Here is an 18,860-nt window from a genome sequence, read left to right as displayed (position 1 = left end):
TAATAGATTTAATTTCGATTCGGATTTCCATTATTGGGTTATTCAAAGTGAATTTTATCCTAGTATTAAATACGTATTACCTAATGAAATATTCTATTTACACCCTCATTCTCTTAATAGTGTTGGGTGCCTGTAAAGAAAACAGATCAACTACCCCTCAAAGTACTTCCGAAATTGAAAATCCTGAACATGGTAAAGCCCATAAACATTGGAGCTATGCAGGTGAAACAGGTCCGGAACATTGGGCAGAGATAGAGGTTGAATCTGATTGTAACGGGAAGTTTCAATCCCCCATTAATATGGTGAATTACAAAGAAAACAATAGTTTGAAGCGTATAGACCTACATTACGCGGAGGAGACTAAAATACATGATGTTACCAATAACGGCCATAGTATTCAATATAATTTCGAATCAGGTGATTATATCATGGTAAATGGTTTAAAATACGATTTAAAACAAGTGCATTTTCATGAACCATCGGAGCATACTATTGATGGGGTCCGTTATCCGTTGGAAATGCATTTGGTACATATCAACGATTCTGGACAGTATACCGTTATTTCGGTTATGGCCAAGGAAGGTGCCAGCAGTTTACCTTTCGATTTTCTGGAAAGTTTTTTACCACTTAAAGCGGGGGAGAACAAAAAGGTGGATCGCCCTTTTAATATGAACCACAATTTACCGGAGAATAAAGATTACTTCTTCTATACCGGTTCCCTGACAACGCCCCCTTGCACCGAAGGTGTTAATTGGTATATCTTAAAAGAACCTATCACGGTCTCTTTGGAGCAGGTCAACCTCCTAAAAGAATTAATGCCCATAAACAATTATAGGAATGAACAGCCCCAGAATGGCAGGGAACTATATGTTACGGGCAATTAATCGTTTATCGAAAAGAAGCTTTAGATTCAACTTTCATTCTTTTTTCTTTTTACCAAAGCCATAAATATTTTGGTGAAAGAAATCCTGCGGAAACTTGTCATCCCCAGGGAATCCCAATTCTAGATTACCACTGTCTTCTGGAACATAATTGGTTTTGAATATGTAATCCCATAAGCTAAGGCTAATGCCAAAATTGATGCCATATGTCCCCTTGGGCAATGTATAGGCATGATGATATAAATGCATCACTGGGTTATTGATAATATACTTTAATGGTCCCCAGGTTATTTTGATATTGGCATGGTTGAAATGACCTATTGTAATGGCCACAAAATGAACAATATATGCTTGTTCGGGTTCAAAGCCTCCCAAGACCATTACCCCAAGGGTTTTTAAAGGCTTATAGATAATGTTTTCCATCCAGTGATAACGAAGATGTGCGGCAAATCCCATTTCTTTTACTGAATGGTGCACTTTATGAAACTTCCATAGAAAAGGATATTTGTGCAATAATACATGGGTAAACCATTGAACAAAATCTAGAATGATAAAGAAAATTATCAACTGGCCCCACATGGGAAGTGATGAAAGGTCTAAGATGGTAAGACTTTTAGAGGAAATTCCCAAATCATTGAATAGCAATCCCAATAATTTATAAAAACCACTTATGGCAATAGCGAACAGGAAAAAGTTAAAGTACATATAAAAACCATCCAACCAAAAATCTCGACGAAATATCGATTGCTCCTTTCTCCAAGGAAAGGCGATTTCAAGTCCCCATACAACCAAAGAGATAACGGTTAATCCCCAGAAATAATTCGTGTACCAGGGAACTTCAAAGATAATGGACTTCCAGGTCCAATCAACACTCCCTAAAAAGGAGTTTACAAAGGCGTCTACATATTTTTCCATAGCATTTTTATTTAAGTTGAACTGTTTTCATTGCCCATATTGGCCTGCTTATTTTGTGAATTACGGCCCATATCGTGGCTATTTATAATTGTTTTTTGTGTTTAGGAAACTAGGAGAGAATTGATACGGTTATATTTTCTAATTTAGGGTGTACCACTCAATATTCTTCAAATTTTCCCTTCTACCTTTTTTTGTCGGTGGATAATTGGTTACCAAGTAATTAATGATAATGTCTTCGTTAGGCCCCAAATCCCATAAATTCTGGGTTTCCTGCATCCAACGTATAGTCGATATCCACCGTTCTTTATTCATCTTGTTTTGGGTAACCAATTTAGCTGAATGGCAATTGGTACAATTGTTCACTACGGTCATTAATCCTTCTGCATCGACCAAACCGGTGCGTACATGTATCCCGTTTTCTATTTTGTCAAAATCTTCTTCCGAAGGTACCGCTGTATATTCCACCGCAATTTCTTCAATCTGGGAATTTGATTTTTTAAGCATATTCGGGTTCAATAGAATAACCAGAATGGTAAAAGCGGCAATGGCGAACAAACCGAAAATACCTAATAGCAATCGATATATGGCCTTTACTTGTAGTTTGAATTTCGTTTGATCCTCCATCTATACTACTTTTATAGCAATTCTATGGCAAGCATTGTTCAAGTATCCTTTAGGATTCCAGCCCGGTAACAACATGGGTTGACTTATTCCTTGGGAATCCATTGCCCTGGCCCAAACTTCATAATATCCTTTTTTAGGAAAATCCACGTTTGCCGAAAAATGTTGCCAGGCCAATCTATTCGTGGGCTGTTCAAGGTCGCAATCGCTCCAAGTAGATCCAAAGTCTATCGAGTATTCCATTTTTGATACTTCCAATTCCCCTGCCCAAGCATGTCCACGGATATTCAAAGATTTTCCTTCTTTAATGGTTGCTCCGGTTTTGGGATAAGTAATCAGGGACTTAACGGGCATTGACTCTATGATGCACATATCCTCGTCTTTTACCTTTTCTCCGGGAGCAACGGGATTACAAGGAACCCGATAAGCCGTACCGGTCATTTTGGTACCGTCATGTACTATGTTCCTTACACTGATTCTGGTAAGCCATTTACCTGAGACTGAAGCAGGCCAACCACCTGCCACCAATCTTAATGGGTAGCCATGAGCCAATGGAATATCCTTTCCGTTCATTTTAAAAGCGATAAGGGTTTCGTCCTGCATGGCTTTTGGCATAGGCGCGCCCCTTGATATAGGTTCTTTTTGAGGGTCTCTACTAAGGTGAACATCGGCAGCGTGGTAACCTATATAAACGGCATCACTTTTTATACCGACATCTTCAAGTACATCGCGCAGACGAATTCCCGTCCAATTGGCACAGGATACGGCACCGACCGTCCATTGGTTCCCTTTAGCGGGAGGGTCAAATTCACTTCTGCCATTTCCGCCACATTCCAAAGTCAATTGATAGGTATATTGTCGAAACTTTGTTTTCAATTCTGCCAAGGAATAGGTTTTCGATTCATTTGCCGATTCCCCGTCTATGGTCAATGTCCATGTACTCGCATCTATGTTCTCTGGAATTAAGCCATTGTTACGAATGAACATTGATGAATTCGGCGTTATCTTATCATCCAGCAAATGGGCTTTTGCTTCGATATTCCATGGTTTATCGTTAAGAACTTCCATGCCCTTGTCCTTGTTGAACATTTTAAAGGGGTCAGGATCCTGTATGGCCAGTGGTCGATAACCCTTGGGCATTGTATCGGCAAAGACGACCTCTGCTCCGATCAACAGACTTAATGAGCCTAAAGCAGTTCTAGTAACAAAATTTCTTCTTTTCATCTTATGGGTTGAGATTCAAGGTTTTAAGATAGGTATATTTTAAGGGTAAACTCTGTAACAAAAGTTACACTTAATCATAAAGATAGTTAAATGGTTGTTTTTTCCCCATGACGGGGCTCATTGACAAAAACCCGGTTGAGGTACGTTTTAAGCGGAATTTCATTGATGTTATTTAGGATTGAAAAAACCGTTTTAAGTTTAAAAACAATAAAGATCCATGTAATAAACACCCGTTTTTTAATCATTAATTTATGAAGATTAGCAGTAAGACCGGTTTTTAATTTTAGGAAAGCAGGTTAATCGGTTAAATTACAATCCAATGTTCTTTGTAACATTTGTTACAAAAATGTTTGATGCATCTATGCCTATACCCTAAAACCGTTTTTCGGTGTATCCTAAAATAGTAGTAAAATACAGCTATGCCAAGGATTCGGCCCTTCTAATTTGGGTCTATGATAAATGTCATTATATCAGATAGTTATGTTTTATATATTTATTTAATACAAAACTAAACCGACAACTTGTGATGATTGGGCAACAGTTATATCGTTGTATAACCACACAGGTTGTTCCACTAAAATCAAACTCTTATGAAACGATTATTCCTGAATTCCTTTTTTTTGATTTTCGCAACTGCTGCCTTGGCCCAGTCGGGCCATATTATGCAAGGTGTAGGAGCTGTTAATATGTCTATGGGAGGAGCTGCTACAGCCCAACCCTTGGATATATCCGGAGCACTACAATGGAACCCTGCTTCCATTTCAACTTTTGATGATAAAATAATAAAGTTCGATATGGGGCTGTTCTTTTCATCTCCCCAACTTTATTCAACCGTTCCCGAATTTGATGGGGAAGGCCAACCTACCGGTAATTTTTTCAGTGGTACAACTGAGGATGACAGGGGTGTTTCCCCTATGCCGGCCCTTGCAATGGTCTGGGGCAAAGAGGGAAGTAAACATACTTTTGGGGCATCGGCATTCGGTATCAGTGGTTTTGGTGTTACTTTTCCTGAAAGTACCAGTAATCCTATTAACATGCCGCAAAGTATGGGAGGTTTTGGAGCCATTGAATCCGATTACATTTTGTTGCAAATAGGGTTCACATATGCTTATGAAATTTCAGAAAGGTTTTCGGTAGGTATTGAGCCGACCATGAATTATGCAACCTTGGAATTAATGCCGAATCCGACAGCAAATCCAAGTCAAACCGCAGGTTACCCCTCAACGGACAAGGCAACTGCTCTTGGTTTTGGGGCACAATTCGGTGTTTTTTATGATTCGGGCAAAGGATTTAAAGCAGGGGCTTCGTATAAGACCACTCAATCTTTTGGGGATTTCGAGTTCGATAACACCTATTTAGATGGGGCTACCGGAACTAACGATTTTAATATGGATTATCCCGCGATATACTCCCTTGGTTTAGGGTACTCGTTAGGTAATGTTGATTTGGCCTTGGATTATCGAATGGTGGACTATGAAAATACGGATGGTTTTTCTACAACAGGATGGACAGAAACTGCATCTGTCGCTGGTTTTGGATGGGAAAATATTTCGATCATCTCAGCGGGAATACAGTATAAGGGTATTGATAGATTCCCGATTCGCTTGGGATATACCTACAGTAGTAATCCAATCAACGATGAGGTTACCTTTTTCAATATTCCGGCAACGGCAGTAATTAAAAATGCTTATCAAGTTGGTTTTTCATATGAAATAAACGATAATTTTTCGTTGGATGCCGTTTATCATCATGGAGCTAGTGGTGATGCAACAAGTGGACCCCTATTGAATCCTATGTTCGTTCAGGCATATCCTCCTTATGGGGCCATACCAGGAAGCGAGGTTTCTTATGACATGACCACCGATATGATCATGTTCGGGGTTGCCTATACCTTTAAAAAATGAATAAACAAATAAAGGGGAAAATAAACGGGGGCACTGGCCCCCGTTTTCAATTGTATTAAAATTTATACTGTACAAAAGCGGTTAAATTACGACCAGGGTCGTTAATTGGAGTTCTGGTAAAATCCGCTTGATTATTGAATGAGAAATTCAAATGGTTGTAATAGGTCTCATCAAAGACATTGAGTGCAGCAACCCCCAAAGTCAGGTTTTTGTATGGTACAACACCCAAACGAAGATCCATGATCTCATAGCCCGGAGTAGTGGTTTCTCCAAAGGATAAAGAAATATTATCCTGTTTAGAAGTAATTCTATATGTGGCATTCACCCAAAATTTTTCTTTCTCAAACCCTATTTTGAAACTAGTGGTCAAAGGAGGCACAAGGGGTAATGATTCGTTCAAATCCTTGTTTTTGGCATAGACATAAGCCAATTCAGATGTAAAGTTGAAATCATTTAGAAAATCGACCCCAGCGGAAATCTCGAATCCGGTTTTGTAAGCCTTGTTCAAGTTCCTGAAAACCTTGGGGTTTACAGGTTCGCTGGTTGGCATGAACTTTCGGGTTTGGCTTTCATCGATTACCGCTACGATATAGTTGTCATAAAAAGAATAATAGAAAGAACTGCTATAGTTAAAGTGATCGGTTGAATTTTGGGATAATGGAAGCCTACCGGAAAACCCAATCTCGAATTGATTGTTGACCTCTGCATCCAAATTAGGGTTACCTATATATTCATAAGAATCTTGACCAACAGTAAAATGATTGATAACACGTTCGATCATATTGGCTGATCTAACACCTCTACCATAGGCCAATTCCATTATAAATTGATTATTGGGAACATATTTTAGAGAGACCGTACTACTTAAATTATGTTCGTTTCTTTTATCCAAATCTGGGTATAAGGCCGCAAAATCAGCTTCCGGGTCTCTGATTTCCGAAACAACCAAATCATAGCGCAATCCTGCGGTAAGTATGGTGTTTTGGGTTAAATTGTATTTGCCTTCGGCAAAAAGCCCCAGGTCATTTATGTAAGAGTCTTGCCACACTTTATCAGTGAATTCCATCATTGAACTTTGAATTATCCGTGTTCGGTTCCCATCTCGGGCAATGTGCATGGCATCCAATCCTGTAAAAAACATTGTTTTTTCACTAGGTTTCAGTTTGAATTCGATTTTTCCCCCTGCAGTTGTAGCATTGATTTTAGAAACGGCATCCGTCATCATAAAACTTGGTCTGTTCGCATTGCTCATAATATGGTCTACATAGCTATAATATAGTTTGGCATCTATGGTTTTTAGCATGCCTTGTAGACCGGTCAACCTATAATCCAGAGATAGGATACTGCTGTCGTCCAAATCAGTATCCATAGGTAATCCGGCATGCAGAACATCCCTTCCGAAAGACTGTCTCCAGTGGGCTTGCAAGCGTTGGTTGGGCGTAAAATTATAGCCGGCTTTCAATCCATAATCCAAACTTCGGAAAGAAGAAGGAATCTCGATACCATCCCCATCTTCATAATTCCCGAAATCCCTGAAGCCTATATTCCCCATAATATCGTATTTTTCTGTGGCCTGTTGTAAACGGGCCATAGAAACCAAGGACCCCCCGTTACTCTCATAACCACCATGTACACTGCCATGCAGACCGTAATCACTGGCATCCGGTACAGTGGTGACCAGGTTGACTATGCCCCCGAAAGTAGCTCCGTAACGAACCGTGTACGGACCTTTGATAATCTCTATTTTTTCAATTTCTTCAGGGATCACATGTGTGGTAATGGGGTCCATTCTATTGGGACAGGCGTGCATGGCCTTAGTACCACCATCGAACTGAACATTCAATTGTTCATATTGGGAAGCCCTAAAACTAGGGTCAATCGCATAATTGCCCCTTTTTATCAAAGCAAAACCGTTAACATCCGTAAAGAGGTCGGCAACATTTCTGGGCTGCACGATCTTCTTTACATAGTCATTGGTTTCTAAAGTGAAAACAGGATCCATTTTAGAATTTCCGCTTACAATAACACCCGAAATACTGATGGGCGCTTCTTTAAGATAGAAAGATTCCACCTTTTTCTGTGGGGTAACCCGTTTTTCAACAGATTCATATCCAATATGGGATATGGTTAAATCGGCACCTTTCACTGGGAGGGTAATCTCAAAATATCCATCGGCATCCGAATGGCCAACGGGTTTGTTGTTCAATAATATATGAGCTTCTTGTACGGGTACGTTATTCTTTTGGTTAAAGACCTGCCCCTTAAAATTTTGGGCACTTATCCAGTGACCTAACAGGGTACAAGTAATCACCATTAAATGTTTTGCATTCATTGTTGATTCTTTTTAGTATAGTTAAAACAAGGCTGAGGGACAATACGTTAAAATGTACTGCCCACCATAGAAAAGAATTGGAATAAATGCTACATGCGTGGTGGGTGGGTGGGCTTTTTTTGGTAGTTGTATTCGTAGTGATTCGTGTACTGATAATTGGCTATAACCGAATCTTTGTCACCTATAAACTCAAAAACAGGACTTTTTTCTAAAAAGAGAACAGTTTCGTTTTTTAATAGCTCAACATTTATGGGCGGATTATCATCATTGGATTCTTGCAAGAGCATTTTCGCCAAATAACACTTGCCGTCACAATGTAGTTCGGGCCGCTCTTTATTTTCACAATAGCGCTCAATAAAATCATCGGTGAACAGTGCATAATAGCCAAGGGTGCCGGCAACTTTTAAACTACTGGCGAGGGTTAAAACCAAGAATAAGGTCGTTATGGTCCTGCGATATTTGTTCACAATACAAAGTTAAGGCAACTTTTATTCATAAACTGATATTTATCATAATTTAGATTTATAAAGACTGTTTTCTTTGTATTAAAGACAAACAAGTCTTTTAATCTTTAATAAATATACTACTAAAAACTATGCTATGGGAATAGTAAAAGAAAATACAGTCGCTGAAGTAGTCTCCAAAAATTTGGGGTCAGATCATATTTTCAGTAAATATAAAATAGATTTTTGCTGTGGGGGAGGTATGACCTTGGAAGCAGTATGTAAGGAAAAAGATATTGCATTTGAAGTCTTAAAGCATGAGATTGAATCGGTTAACGACAAAATCAATGGAACGGGCAGCCTAACCGATCATGACCTTGGTTCGCTTATGCAAATGGCGAAAAATGAATACCATCGAACCATAAATAATAGTTTTGAACTTATAATGCCATTGGCCTCTAAAGTTGCCGATGTGCATGGTGATCGTCATATTGAGGTTGTGGCAATAAATGAACATCTTCAGAAAATTAGAGCGTATACAAATAGGACAATCGCAAGTACTTTGGATAGCTTTTTTCCAGCAATCGATGATATATTGAGGTTGGACCATCCTAGGGCAGAAATTACAATGAAACAGATAAAAACGCTAAAAAGAGCAATAGAAACCCTTTCTTCGGAGAAAAGGCCCATCGTTGATCTGTTCAATAAGATATCAGACCTGTCATCGAACTACACCGCACCGGAAGATGCTTGTAATTCATACCGATTCTTGTACCAAAGTTTACAACAATTAGATAATGAGGTACATAAATACTTGCACTTCGAAAAACATATTTTGAAACCTAAAGCTTTAAAAATCATAGCATAATGAATTCATTTTTACCCACAGTTGAAACATTGCCCGTTGGGCATCCTGTTAAAGTATATTACGAGGAAGGTGCTTTGATCAATGATTTGTTGTTGGAACTTTACGAGGCCGATCCAGTTGAGGATTTTGAAAAGTATTTCAATATTTACAATCAACTCACAACTATCGAAAAGAGATTCAAACGTAAGGAAAATCAATTGTTTCCTTATTTGGAAAAACATGGTTGGAACGGCCCGAGCCAAGGAATGTGGTCTTTTCACGATAACTTAAGGGACCAGATCCGATTGATCAATACGTACAATGCTGAAAGAAACATTGAAAAAATAGTTGATAACCTACCGTACCTTATTGATGGGATCAAGAGGTTAATGGGGATCGAGGATATGCGTTTGTTCCCTACAGCAATGGAATTATTGACAGAAGAAGAATGGAAGGAGTTTTATCAAGGGGATGAGGAGATTGGATGGATGTTGTTGCGGAAACCATCCCCTTACCCTTTTATTGAAGAGAAGTACGTACATCCTAGCGAAGATTTTAAAAAGCGGGATTTATCCTTTTCCTTAGAGAACACTTTTCATTATGATGAAGGTTATATGACCCCGGAACAGGTTAATTTATTGTTGCGTTTTTTACCTGTCGATATTACTTATGTAGATGAAAATGATAAAGTGATTTTCTATAATAGGGGAGATGATAGGGTATTTGCCAGGAGTAAAGGTATTATTGGTAGGGAAGTCCGTTTTTGTCATCCGCCCAAGAGTGTTGATATGGTGTTGAGGATTGTAGCTGAATTTAAGGCAGGCACCAAAGATGTGGCAGAATTTTGGTTCAATTTTAAAGGAAGGGTCATTCATATCAGATACTTCGCTATACGGGATAATGACAAAAACTATAAAGGGGTCATTGAAATGTCCCAGGATATAACTGATATCCAAAAGTTGGAAGGACAAAAAAGATTGTTGGATTGGGATTAATCGTTTGTCCCATGTTTTGTTTTAAATAGGATTTTTTTATTGATGACGTTAAGCCCTGTGAATTTAATTCATAGGGCTTTTTTTATGGAAACGGGTAGTTTTTCAATGACCAATTTATTTTCAAATTATTAGGTTTGAATGCACTTGCCGTGACAACTTTTTTTAATTTTACATTATTGTAACAAAGGTTACGGTTTTTCTCTTATTGATAAGTGACATTTGATGCTTCTTAACATGGATTCAAGCTCTATTTTATATACATTCATTTAAAGAATTTCTGGTATGGAAGACATGCTTTTTTATGACAGGATGCAATTTGCGTTCACGATTACCTTTCACTATCTCTTTCCACAATTGACCATGGGGCTGTCCTTGATGATCGTCTATTTCAAATGGAAGTTCCTTAGGTCTAAATTGGAGAAATACAATGAAGCGGCAAAATTCTGGATGAGGATTTTCGCCCTCAATTTTGCGATGGGGGTCGTTACCGGAATTCCGATGGAGTTTCAATTTGGAACCAACTGGGCCAAGTTTTCCGAACTGACCGGAGGCATTATCGGGCAAACTTTGGCAATGGAGGGTATGTTCTCCTTCTTTTTGGAGTCCTCTTTTTTGGGCCTGTTTCTTTTTGGTGAAAAGCTGTTAGGGCATAAATTGCATTTTGTGACCGGTTTAATGGTCTTTTTAGGCTCTTGGGCAAGTGGCTTCCTCATTATCGCCACCCACTCCTGGATGCAATTTCCTGTGGGTTATGAGATTTTGGAGAACGGAAAATTCGTACTCAATAACTTTTCTGCCCTATTTTCTAATCCTTGGTTATGGCCGTCATACCTACATAATCAATTGGCTTCGGTAATTACATCATCTTTTGTCGTAGCGGCAATTGGGGCTTTTTATATTCTGAATAATAAGCATAGTGAGTTCGGTAAGTTGTTCGTGAAAACCGGGGTTGTTTTTGGTCTCATATCCAGCATACTGGTAGCCTTCCCAACGGGTGATATGGTTGCTAAAAATGTGGTAAAATACCAGCCAGTGACCTTTGCGGCCATGGAAGGTATTTTCGAGACCGAACAAGGAGGGTCGGAAATCGTACTGATCGGTCAACCCAATATGCTCGAGAAAAAATTGGACAATAAAATAGCGGTTCCCAATATCTTGAGCTTTTTAACCTATCAGGATTGGAATGCAGAGATCAAAGGACTAAACGAATTTGATGCCAAGGATTACCCTACCAATGTGCCCGGACTTTACTATTCGTATCATATAATGGTCGGTTTGGGAACTATTTTTATAGCATTGATGCTTGTTGCTACCGTTCAATTATTTCGAAAAAAATTATATAAGACCAAATGGATATTATGGTCGTTATTGTTCATGCTGCCGTTCCCATATATAGCCAATACTACAGGATGGTATACTTCGGAACTGGGACGCCAACCTTGGTTGGTCTATAATCTATTGCGTACGTCCGAAGGGGCTTCTCCAACTGTTTCTTCAGGAAACACGTTATTTACTTTGTTAGGTTTTATAGGGCTTTACTTGTTATTGGGCCTCTTGTTCCTAATGCTGGTCGGTAAAATCATCAATAAAGGTCCTCACATTATAAAACATTGAATATGGAATTATTTTGGTATATCGTTTTAGTAACAATGTTGGCCATCTATGTGGTTCTCGATGGCTATGATTTCGGAGCAGGAATAGTTCATTTGTTTTTTGCAAAAAAAGAGAAGGACAAAAAAGCCATTACCAGTGCTATCGGACCTTTTTGGGACGCAAATGAGGTTTGGTTGATTGCAGCCGGGGGCGTATTGTTTTTTGCGTTCCCTACACTTTATGCTTCTTCTTTCAGCGGATTTTACCTACCATTGATCATGATTCTATGGTTGCTTATTTTTAGGGCCATAGGCTTGGAGTTGAGGGGGCAGGTGCATAATAGTTTATGGGAATTGATCTGGGACAAGGCCTTTGGTATTGCCAGTTTATTGTTGGCGTTGTTCTTTGGTGTAGCCCTTGGTAATGTGGTAAGGGGTGTTAATTTAGGAATGGTCGAAAATGGGGTTTCTACCCAAGAGGCCCATTATTTCTTTTTGCCATTATGGAACGCTTCATTCAGCCCCCAAGCCGAACAATTGGGTATAATCGATTGGTTTACGTTGTTCTTGGGTGTTGTTAGTGTGGTGGCCTTGACCATCCATGGGGCCAATTGGATTATATTCAAAACGAATTCCAGTATAAATGAAAAATTGAAAAAAACAGTCTTTATCCTGAATTTCGTATTGCTGGCCTTAGTGGTTGTTTCATTGTTGGTTTGGCATATAATAGAACCTGATCCTTTTCATAATTTCATAAAATATCCCTTAATGTGGATATTCCCGATTATAACTTTTGTGGGCTTGTTCGGCTTGTTCAAAGTTAGGACCTTTAAAAAGCACGGTATGGGATTTTTGTTTTCCTCATTGTTTTTGTTGGGAGGCTTGTCTTCAACCGTTGCATCCATATTTCCTAAATTATTACCGTCTACGAATGATTTGAACCCTTCATTGACCTTGAATAATGTTGCTGCTCACGACTATGGTTTATCCGTTGGTATGAATTGGTTCTTTATAGCATTGGTGTTGGTCATTTTCTATATGGTAATACAATATCGTGTATTCAAGGGCAAAATGGATGATGTTGGCTACGGGGAACATTAAAAAAAGCCCTTCACTGACTTTTTAATGATTTCTATACACAATAAGTTATAAACTTGTTGGATGTGTAACAAAAGTGGCAGTATAGGTTTCCTCAAAATATAATCTTTACAGAAGTAATGCAAAAGATCGTACATGATTATGGTCATTGCGTTCATTTCACATCCAGATTAATTTTATTGAAATTTAAATAACCAAGAATGTCTAGAATTGTTGTTTTGGGTGCCGGTATTTCCGGGCACGTTGCAGCGACCCATTTACGCAGAAAACTATCAAAGAAGCATACGGTAACCGTAGTTTCCCCCAATAGTAATTATCAATGGGTACCTTCTAATATTTGGGTCGGCACAGGACGTATGCAACCAAAAGACATCATTTTTCCTTTGGCGCCTTTATACAAGAAAAAAGGAATAGAATATAAACAGGCTAAAGTGGTTACTTTTCATCCGGAAGGGGATACTGAGATTGAAAAACCTTATATCCTTGCGGAATACGTTGCTGGTGAAACAGTCGGAGCGATGGAAAAGGTCACTTACGATTACCTTATAAATGCCACTGGTCCAAAGCTGGCCTTTGATATGACCGAAGGTTTAAAACCCGCAACCAACAAGGCTTATTCAGTTTGTACGTATACCCATGCTACAGAAGCATGGCATGCTTTGGATCAATTGATCCAAGAGATGAAACAAGGCAAAAAGAAGAAAATATTGATTGGGACCGGTCACGCTAAATCTACATGCCAAGGTGCTGCATTTGAATATATTTTGAATGTGGAGCAAGAATTGAACAGACATGGTGTACGGGACATGGCCGAACTCACATGGATAGCCAACGAACCTCAATTGGGTGATTTTGGTATGGATGGAATGCTCCTTAGTTATGGCAGCAACATCATGAAATCGAGCGAGTTGGTAGAAATGGTGTTCGAAGATCGGGGAATCAAATGGATAATAGGGGCAGGCGTCAATAAAATCGAGGATGGGATTGCCCATTATGAAACCTTGGACGGGGAATACCATACGGAAACCTATGATTTTACGATGTTGATTCCTGCATTTTCAGGACATGGTTTCAAGGCCTATGATAAAAATAACAAAGATATAACGGACAAACTGTTCAAGGGTTTTATGATCGTAGATGCTGACTATACACCCAAGCCTTATGAGGAATGGACTGTACAGGATTGGCCAGAAACGTATCAAAATCCTTCATATGCCAATATTTTTGCCCCGGGAATCGCATTTGCCCCGCCTCATGCTATATCCAAACCTAGGGTAAGTAAAAACGGTACGCCCATTTCACCAGCGCCACCCCGTACAGGAATGCCTTCGGGTATTACGGCCAAATTGGTGGCGGATAATATCATAGACACCATAAATAATAAAAAACCATCATTGCGTCATAAAGGTTCAATGGGGAATATGGGAGCTGCCTGTATAGCATCTTCAGGTTATGGAATAACCAAAGGAAGTGGTATAAGTATAACGACCTTCCCTATAGTTCCCGATTTTAACAAATACCCGGATACTTACGGTAGGCGCTTAGGTAAAACCTTTGGGGAAATAGGATTGGCAGGGCATTGGCTAAAATTGGCCTTGCACCACGCCTTTTTGTATAAAGCTAAAATGAGGCCATTTTGGTGGCTGATTCCAGAATAAAATATATATAAAATGACTCGTAGGATTTCAAAGACAAAACGATTTATAATGATGAACCCGATCATTCAATTCTTTAAGTTCATCTACTTAAGTTTAAAAATATTGGTCATTGTTGCTGGTGGCCATGGGGGAACCCGTAGGGTTGATCAATGACCCCCTTGATTTTCATTGATTTGTTTGGTTGTTGAAAAAGGACCCTGATATTTTTGTCAGGGTCTTTTTTGTGTAACAAATGTGACAGTAGGGCTCGATTTTTAACATCATATTGCTAGTTGAAATTGATTATTTCAATTTTTTGAACTTAAATTGACCGCTGCCCATTGGTCAATTTTGTTTGGTTGTTGATAAAAGCATTCGCCTTGTGGCGAGTGCTTTTTATGTTATGGGGGTATTCCGGTTCAACCCAACCTTTTGTTTGTTAGGTTATCTATATGATTCTGGTCATTGCACCAAGTTTAAAGCAGGGATAACTTTGGCCTTCAAATAATTAAATTTAAGTAAGATGAAAAAATTAATACTGTCGATGGTATTGGTTATTCTCGGAACCATGATGCTATCGGCCCAAAGAGGAAGTAGGGGATGGGGCCAAAACTCGAACTACGGTAGAATGTACAACCCTAAAACAGTCGAAACCATTGTAGGTACGGTTACAGCGATTGAAAGAAAGGTACAGGATACCAAAATGTCGCAAGGCCTATTTTTGACAGTAAAAACGGAAACAGAAACCATATCCGTTCATTTAGGTCCGACTTGGTATATGGACAATCAGGATATCCAATTTCAAAAAGGCGATGAAATTCGCATAACAGGCTCTAGGATAACCTTTGAAAATGCACCGGCCATTGTTGTAATAGAAGTTGAGAAGAACGATAATATATTAAAACTAAGGGATAATAATGGTTTTCCCATTTGGAGTGGTTGGAGGAAAAAAAAACACGGGAAAAAGAATGATCAATAGGTAAGAATGTTTTTATCTCTATTTGTAAAGGCAAACTACCGATTATGATGTATTTTAGATGCTAAAATCCAAGGTTTATGATATTGCATGATTTTGAATCGGAATTTTCAGTGTTGAATAGCTTTATTGCGGAAATCCGTGATATTGAAATACAGAAAGATCCAATGCGGTTTCGAAGAAACATTGAGCGTATAGGAGAGATTCTTTGTTATGAAATGAGTAAGACCTTGAATTTTGAGACCAAGACCGTACAGACGCCTTTAGGCACCAAGGACATTGCATTGCCCATAAATGAACTTGTACTCTGTTCGGTATTAAGGGCCGGAATTCCATTGCACAATGGATTGTTGAACTATTTAGATCACGCGGAAAACGCTTTTATTTCAGCTTATAGACATCACCCAAACGGAGGAGATGATTTTGAGGTCATTGTTAAATATTTTGCAGCACCTAGCCTAGAAAATAAAACCTTGGTTTTAACCGATCCCATGTTGGCAACGGGCAGAACCCTGGAGAATGTTTTAAAGGCGCTGAAGACCCATGGTGAACCTGAACAGATCCATATTATTTCGGTAATCGGTTCTAAACAGGGTGTAGACTATGTTGAAAAGGTTTTTCCTGAAGGCACGCATTTATGGATCGCGGCCATCGACGATGAACTGACCAAGAAAGGGTATATACTTCCCGGTCTTGGGGATGCAGGTGATCTATCGTTCGGAGTTAAGTTGTAAGAAAACCAAAAACTTTTTGGTTCATGTTTATTATCTAATTCTTCCTACCTATTTTTTGGGGTAACATATGTTACAATCCATGGTAACATATGTTACTGTCAGGTCTTGTGCCACCTTCTAATTTTACCCGAAATTAATTGAATAATGAAGAAACTAGTATTGATCCTAACATTTTTCGGTGCTGCATATGGTGTGCTGGCACAAGAAGCAGTGTTGATTAGTAAAGAGGAGGTTCTTGATCAGGTCCTTGAGGGGAATAATGCCTTGAAGATATCTGAACAAGAGGTTTTGGTCGCGAAAGGTGATTATAACCAGACCAACGCCATTTTACTTCCTAATATCAGTATTTCGCATACCGCGATCGCTACCACGAACCCTCTAATGGCCTTTGGTTCAAAATTGAACCAAGCGATACTGACTTCGGGTGATTTTGACCCTTTATTGCTTAATGAGCCTAGTCAAATAGAAGATTATGCCACTCGCATAGAGGTGCAACAGCCTTTATTGAATTTTGACGGGTTATATCAGCGAAAAGCGGCCAAAGCAAAATTGAACGCGACGCAATACCAAGCAGAACGTAAGCAAGATTATATTCGGTTAATGGTAGATAAGGCCTATATGCAATTACAGTTGTCGTATAAAACCGTAGAGGTGTTGCAAAAAGCCAAGGAAGCCGCCCTTGAGAACAAAAGATTGGCAGATAATAGTTTTAAACAGGGATATCTACAAAAATCGGATGTGTTGGCCGTACAGGTGCGGGTTACTGAAATTGATAATCAATTACAATATGCACAAAGTAACATCAAGAATGCATCGAACCAATTATCGGTTTTAATGAACGATGATAGTTATAGGATCTTACAACCTACCGATTCCTTGGCCGTAATTACCCAAGAAGTGGATTTTGACTATTTACCGGAGAATAGAAAGGATGTATTGGCCATGTCTTCGGCCTCTGAAGCGTATCGGCAAATGTACAAGTCCGATAAAATGGGTTTTTTACCTCGCTTGAACGCTTTTGGTACTTATGAATTGCATGATGACGAAGTGTTTCAAGGTGATGCCGATGGATATCTTTTCGGGGCGGAATTGAAGTGGAATATTTTTGAAGGATCAAAACGATTTGGAAAAACGAAGAAGAGTAGGGCCGAGTATGAAAAATCTAAATTGGAACTGAACCAATATAAAGCAGAAAGTCAGGTAGAGTTGAATAGGGCCACACGTATGCTTCAGGATGCGAAAAACAACTTGGAGCTTACGGCTCTGGCCTTGGAACAATCGGGGGAATCACTTAGAATCCGAACCAACCGCTTTGAACAAGGGTTGGAGAAAACTACGGATCTGCTGATGGCAGAGACGCAATTTGCCCAAAAGCAGTTGGAGTATTACGCGACTATTTTTCAACATAATTATGCCTTGGCATATGTTCAATTTTTAACCAAAGAGTAACTCAAAAGAAAAAAAACATAAATCGAAATGAAGAATACATTAATCATAGGGTTGTTTTCACTGGCATTTTTAATGGCTGGTTGTGGAGATGGGGAAAAGAAGGCCACTGCGGACAATTCCCCGGCTATAAACGTTTCAGTTAGTTCCGTATCAGGGGAAAGTGGTGATTCGTTCTTGACCGCTAGCGGAAAGGTTGAAGCGGTGAACAGTGCCAATTTGAGTACCCGAATGATGGGTTTTGTAGATAGGATATACGTTAATGTTGGGGATAAGGTAAGAAAAGGCCAACAATTGATCAGCATAAGTGATGCGGACCTATCGGCTAAATTGGCGCAAGTGAACGCGGGTATTACCGAGGCCACGGCGGCATATGGTAATGCTGAAAAAGATTATAAGCGTTTTACAGCTTTGTTTAAGGAAAATAGTGCTTCACAAAAAGAATTGGATGATATAACGGCCAATTACAATATGGCAAAAGCGCGGTTAGAAGCTGCCAAGCAAATGAAGAACGAGGTAAATGCACAATTTTCATACGCCAATATTCGGGCCCCGTTTAGTGGAATCGTTACTAACAAGTTTATAAAGGTCGGTGATATGGCAAATCCCGGTATGCCTTTGTTAGAGGTTGAATCTCCCGGTAAATTCCAGGTATTGGCCATGGTGCCGGAATCTGAAATTCTTCGCATAAAGGAAAATACAGAGGTAGATGTAGTCCTTAAATCCTTGAATACTTCTGTAAAAGGAAAAGTCGTGGAAGTAAGTACTTCGGCAAAAAATACGGGAGGGCAATATATGGTCAAAGTGGTACTGGATAAATCCGAAGAGAATATTTTGTCGGGTATGTATGCTACGGTGCGTTTTCCCGTTGCAAAAAAGGAAAATGTTAATTCGGTAATGATTCCCCAAACGGCCATTGTGACCAATGGTGAGCTTAAAGGGATTTATACGGTAAGTCAAAGTAAAACGGCCCTATTGAGATGGTTGCGATTAGGTAGGACAATGGGTGATCAGGTAGAGGTGCTCTCAGGTTTGTCACCGGAAGAACAATATATAGTTTCCGCAGAAGGTAAATTGTATAACGGAGCCAGAATCAATATTCAATAATTGTTGCCGCGTTAGGGATTGAAGCGGTTACCCCGCATCCGCAAAAGCGGGAGGAGTAAAAGTGAAAAGCCCGGCCTGCACGAATTTCATAAGGTTTTGAACCAAATG

16 protein-coding genes are annotated in these 18,860 nt (G+C 39.3%); 11 read left to right on the top strand and 5 right to left on the bottom strand.

Features of this window, described 5'->3' with window-relative positions:
• Nucleotides 1-83: 83 nt before the first annotated feature.
• Nucleotides 84-884, top strand: a complete 801-nt coding sequence (locus GJ691_RS19155) for a carbonic anhydrase (protein ID WP_154369931.1) — start codon at nucleotides 84-86, stop codon at nucleotides 882-884.
• 33 nt (nucleotides 885-917) lie between these two features.
• On the opposite strand, the gene GJ691_RS19150 is transcribed toward GJ691_RS19155, so the two are convergent.
• The 3 genes from GJ691_RS19150 to GJ691_RS19140 all read right to left on the bottom strand — a co-directional run bounded on the left by GJ691_RS19150 (nucleotide 918) and on the right by GJ691_RS19140 (nucleotide 3,641).
• Nucleotides 918-1,796, bottom strand: a complete 879-nt coding sequence (locus GJ691_RS19150) for a sterol desaturase family protein (RefSeq protein ID WP_154369929.1) — start codon at nucleotides 1,794-1,796, stop codon at nucleotides 918-920.
• Between the two features lie 138 nt (nucleotides 1,797-1,934).
• A complete protein-coding gene (locus GJ691_RS19145) occupies nucleotides 1,935-2,420 on the bottom strand; it encodes a monoheme cytochrome C (RefSeq protein ID WP_154369927.1) in 486 nt (161 codons plus the stop codon).
• Nucleotides 2,421-3,641 (bottom strand): sulfite oxidase, encoded by a 1,221-nt coding sequence (locus GJ691_RS19140; protein WP_154369924.1) that lies wholly within the window; start codon nucleotides 3,639-3,641, stop codon nucleotides 2,421-2,423. It lies immediately after the preceding gene.
• Between the two features lie 590 nt (nucleotides 3,642-4,231).
• Here GJ691_RS19140 and GJ691_RS19135 point away from each other — a divergent pair.
• Nucleotides 4,232-5,545 (top strand): OmpP1/FadL family transporter, encoded by a 1,314-nt coding sequence (locus GJ691_RS19135; protein ID WP_154369923.1) that lies wholly within the window; start codon nucleotides 4,232-4,234, stop codon nucleotides 5,543-5,545.
• 55 nt (nucleotides 5,546-5,600) lie between these two features.
• Here the strand turns inward: GJ691_RS19135 and GJ691_RS19130 are convergent, their stop codons facing one another.
• Nucleotides 5,601-7,877, bottom strand: coding sequence for a TonB-dependent receptor domain-containing protein (locus tag GJ691_RS19130; RefSeq protein ID WP_154369921.1), 2,277 nt, complete (start codon nucleotides 7,875-7,877; stop codon nucleotides 5,601-5,603).
• Between the two features lie 89 nt (nucleotides 7,878-7,966).
• Entirely contained in the window at nucleotides 7,967-8,344 is a 378-nt protein-coding gene (locus tag GJ691_RS19125; protein ID WP_154369918.1) for a hypothetical protein, read from the bottom strand.
• Nucleotides 8,345-8,477: 133 nt separating this feature from the next.
• Between GJ691_RS19125 and GJ691_RS19120 the strand changes: the two genes are divergently transcribed.
• The 9 genes from GJ691_RS19120 to GJ691_RS19080 all read left to right on the top strand — a co-directional run bounded on the left by GJ691_RS19120 (nucleotide 8,478) and on the right by GJ691_RS19080 (nucleotide 18,752).
• A complete protein-coding gene (locus GJ691_RS19120; protein WP_154369916.1) occupies nucleotides 8,478-9,188 on the top strand; it encodes a DUF542 domain-containing protein in 711 nt (236 codons plus the stop codon).
• Nucleotides 9,188-10,162, top strand: coding sequence for a DUF438 domain-containing protein (locus GJ691_RS19115; RefSeq protein WP_154369914.1), 975 nt, complete (start codon nucleotides 9,188-9,190; stop codon nucleotides 10,160-10,162). The genes GJ691_RS19120 and GJ691_RS19115 overlap by 1 nt, the downstream gene beginning before the upstream one ends.
• A 282-nt stretch (nucleotides 10,163-10,444) precedes the next feature.
• On the top strand, nucleotides 10,445-11,776 hold the full coding sequence (locus tag GJ691_RS19110) for a cytochrome ubiquinol oxidase subunit I (protein WP_154369912.1): 1,332 nt from the start codon (nucleotides 10,445-10,447) through the stop codon (nucleotides 11,774-11,776).
• 2 nt (nucleotides 11,777-11,778) lie between these two features.
• Nucleotides 11,779-12,855 carry a cytochrome d ubiquinol oxidase subunit II gene (gene cydB / locus GJ691_RS19105; protein WP_154369910.1) on the top strand — a complete coding sequence of 359 codons (1,077 nt, stop codon included), beginning with the start codon at nucleotides 11,779-11,781 and terminating at the stop codon, nucleotides 12,853-12,855.
• Nucleotides 12,856-13,052: 197 nt separating this feature from the next.
• Nucleotides 13,053-14,510 (top strand): NAD(P)/FAD-dependent oxidoreductase, encoded by a 1,458-nt coding sequence (locus tag GJ691_RS19100; RefSeq protein WP_154369908.1) that lies wholly within the window; start codon nucleotides 13,053-13,055, stop codon nucleotides 14,508-14,510.
• Between the two features lie 502 nt (nucleotides 14,511-15,012).
• Nucleotides 15,013-15,468, top strand: coding sequence for a MamS/MamX family magnetosome protein (locus tag GJ691_RS19095; protein ID WP_154369906.1), 456 nt, complete (start codon nucleotides 15,013-15,015; stop codon nucleotides 15,466-15,468).
• 77 nt (nucleotides 15,469-15,545) lie between these two features.
• The gene (gene upp, locus GJ691_RS19090; RefSeq protein WP_154369904.1) at nucleotides 15,546-16,199 is read left to right on the top strand and encodes a uracil phosphoribosyltransferase; all 654 of its coding nucleotides are present in this window, start codon (nucleotides 15,546-15,548) and stop codon (nucleotides 16,197-16,199) included.
• A 144-nt stretch (nucleotides 16,200-16,343) separates the two neighbouring features.
• Nucleotides 16,344-17,648 carry a TolC family protein gene (locus tag GJ691_RS19085; protein ID WP_154369901.1) on the top strand — a complete coding sequence of 435 codons (1,305 nt, stop codon included), beginning with the start codon at nucleotides 16,344-16,346 and terminating at the stop codon, nucleotides 17,646-17,648.
• Between the two features lie 27 nt (nucleotides 17,649-17,675).
• Nucleotides 17,676-18,752: an efflux RND transporter periplasmic adaptor subunit gene (locus GJ691_RS19080; protein ID WP_154369899.1), complete on the top strand. Its 1,077-nt coding sequence runs from the start codon at nucleotides 17,676-17,678 to the stop codon at nucleotides 18,750-18,752.
• Nucleotides 18,753-18,860: the final 108 nt, after the last annotated feature.

This window comes from Maribacter luteus, from assembly GCF_009674825.1.
GTDB classification, from domain to species: Bacteria; Bacteroidota; Bacteroidia; order Flavobacteriales; family Flavobacteriaceae; genus Maribacter_A; species Maribacter_A luteus.
The sequence above is the reverse complement of the archived record's forward strand: the minus strand, read 5'-3'. Positions and strand labels throughout refer to the sequence as shown.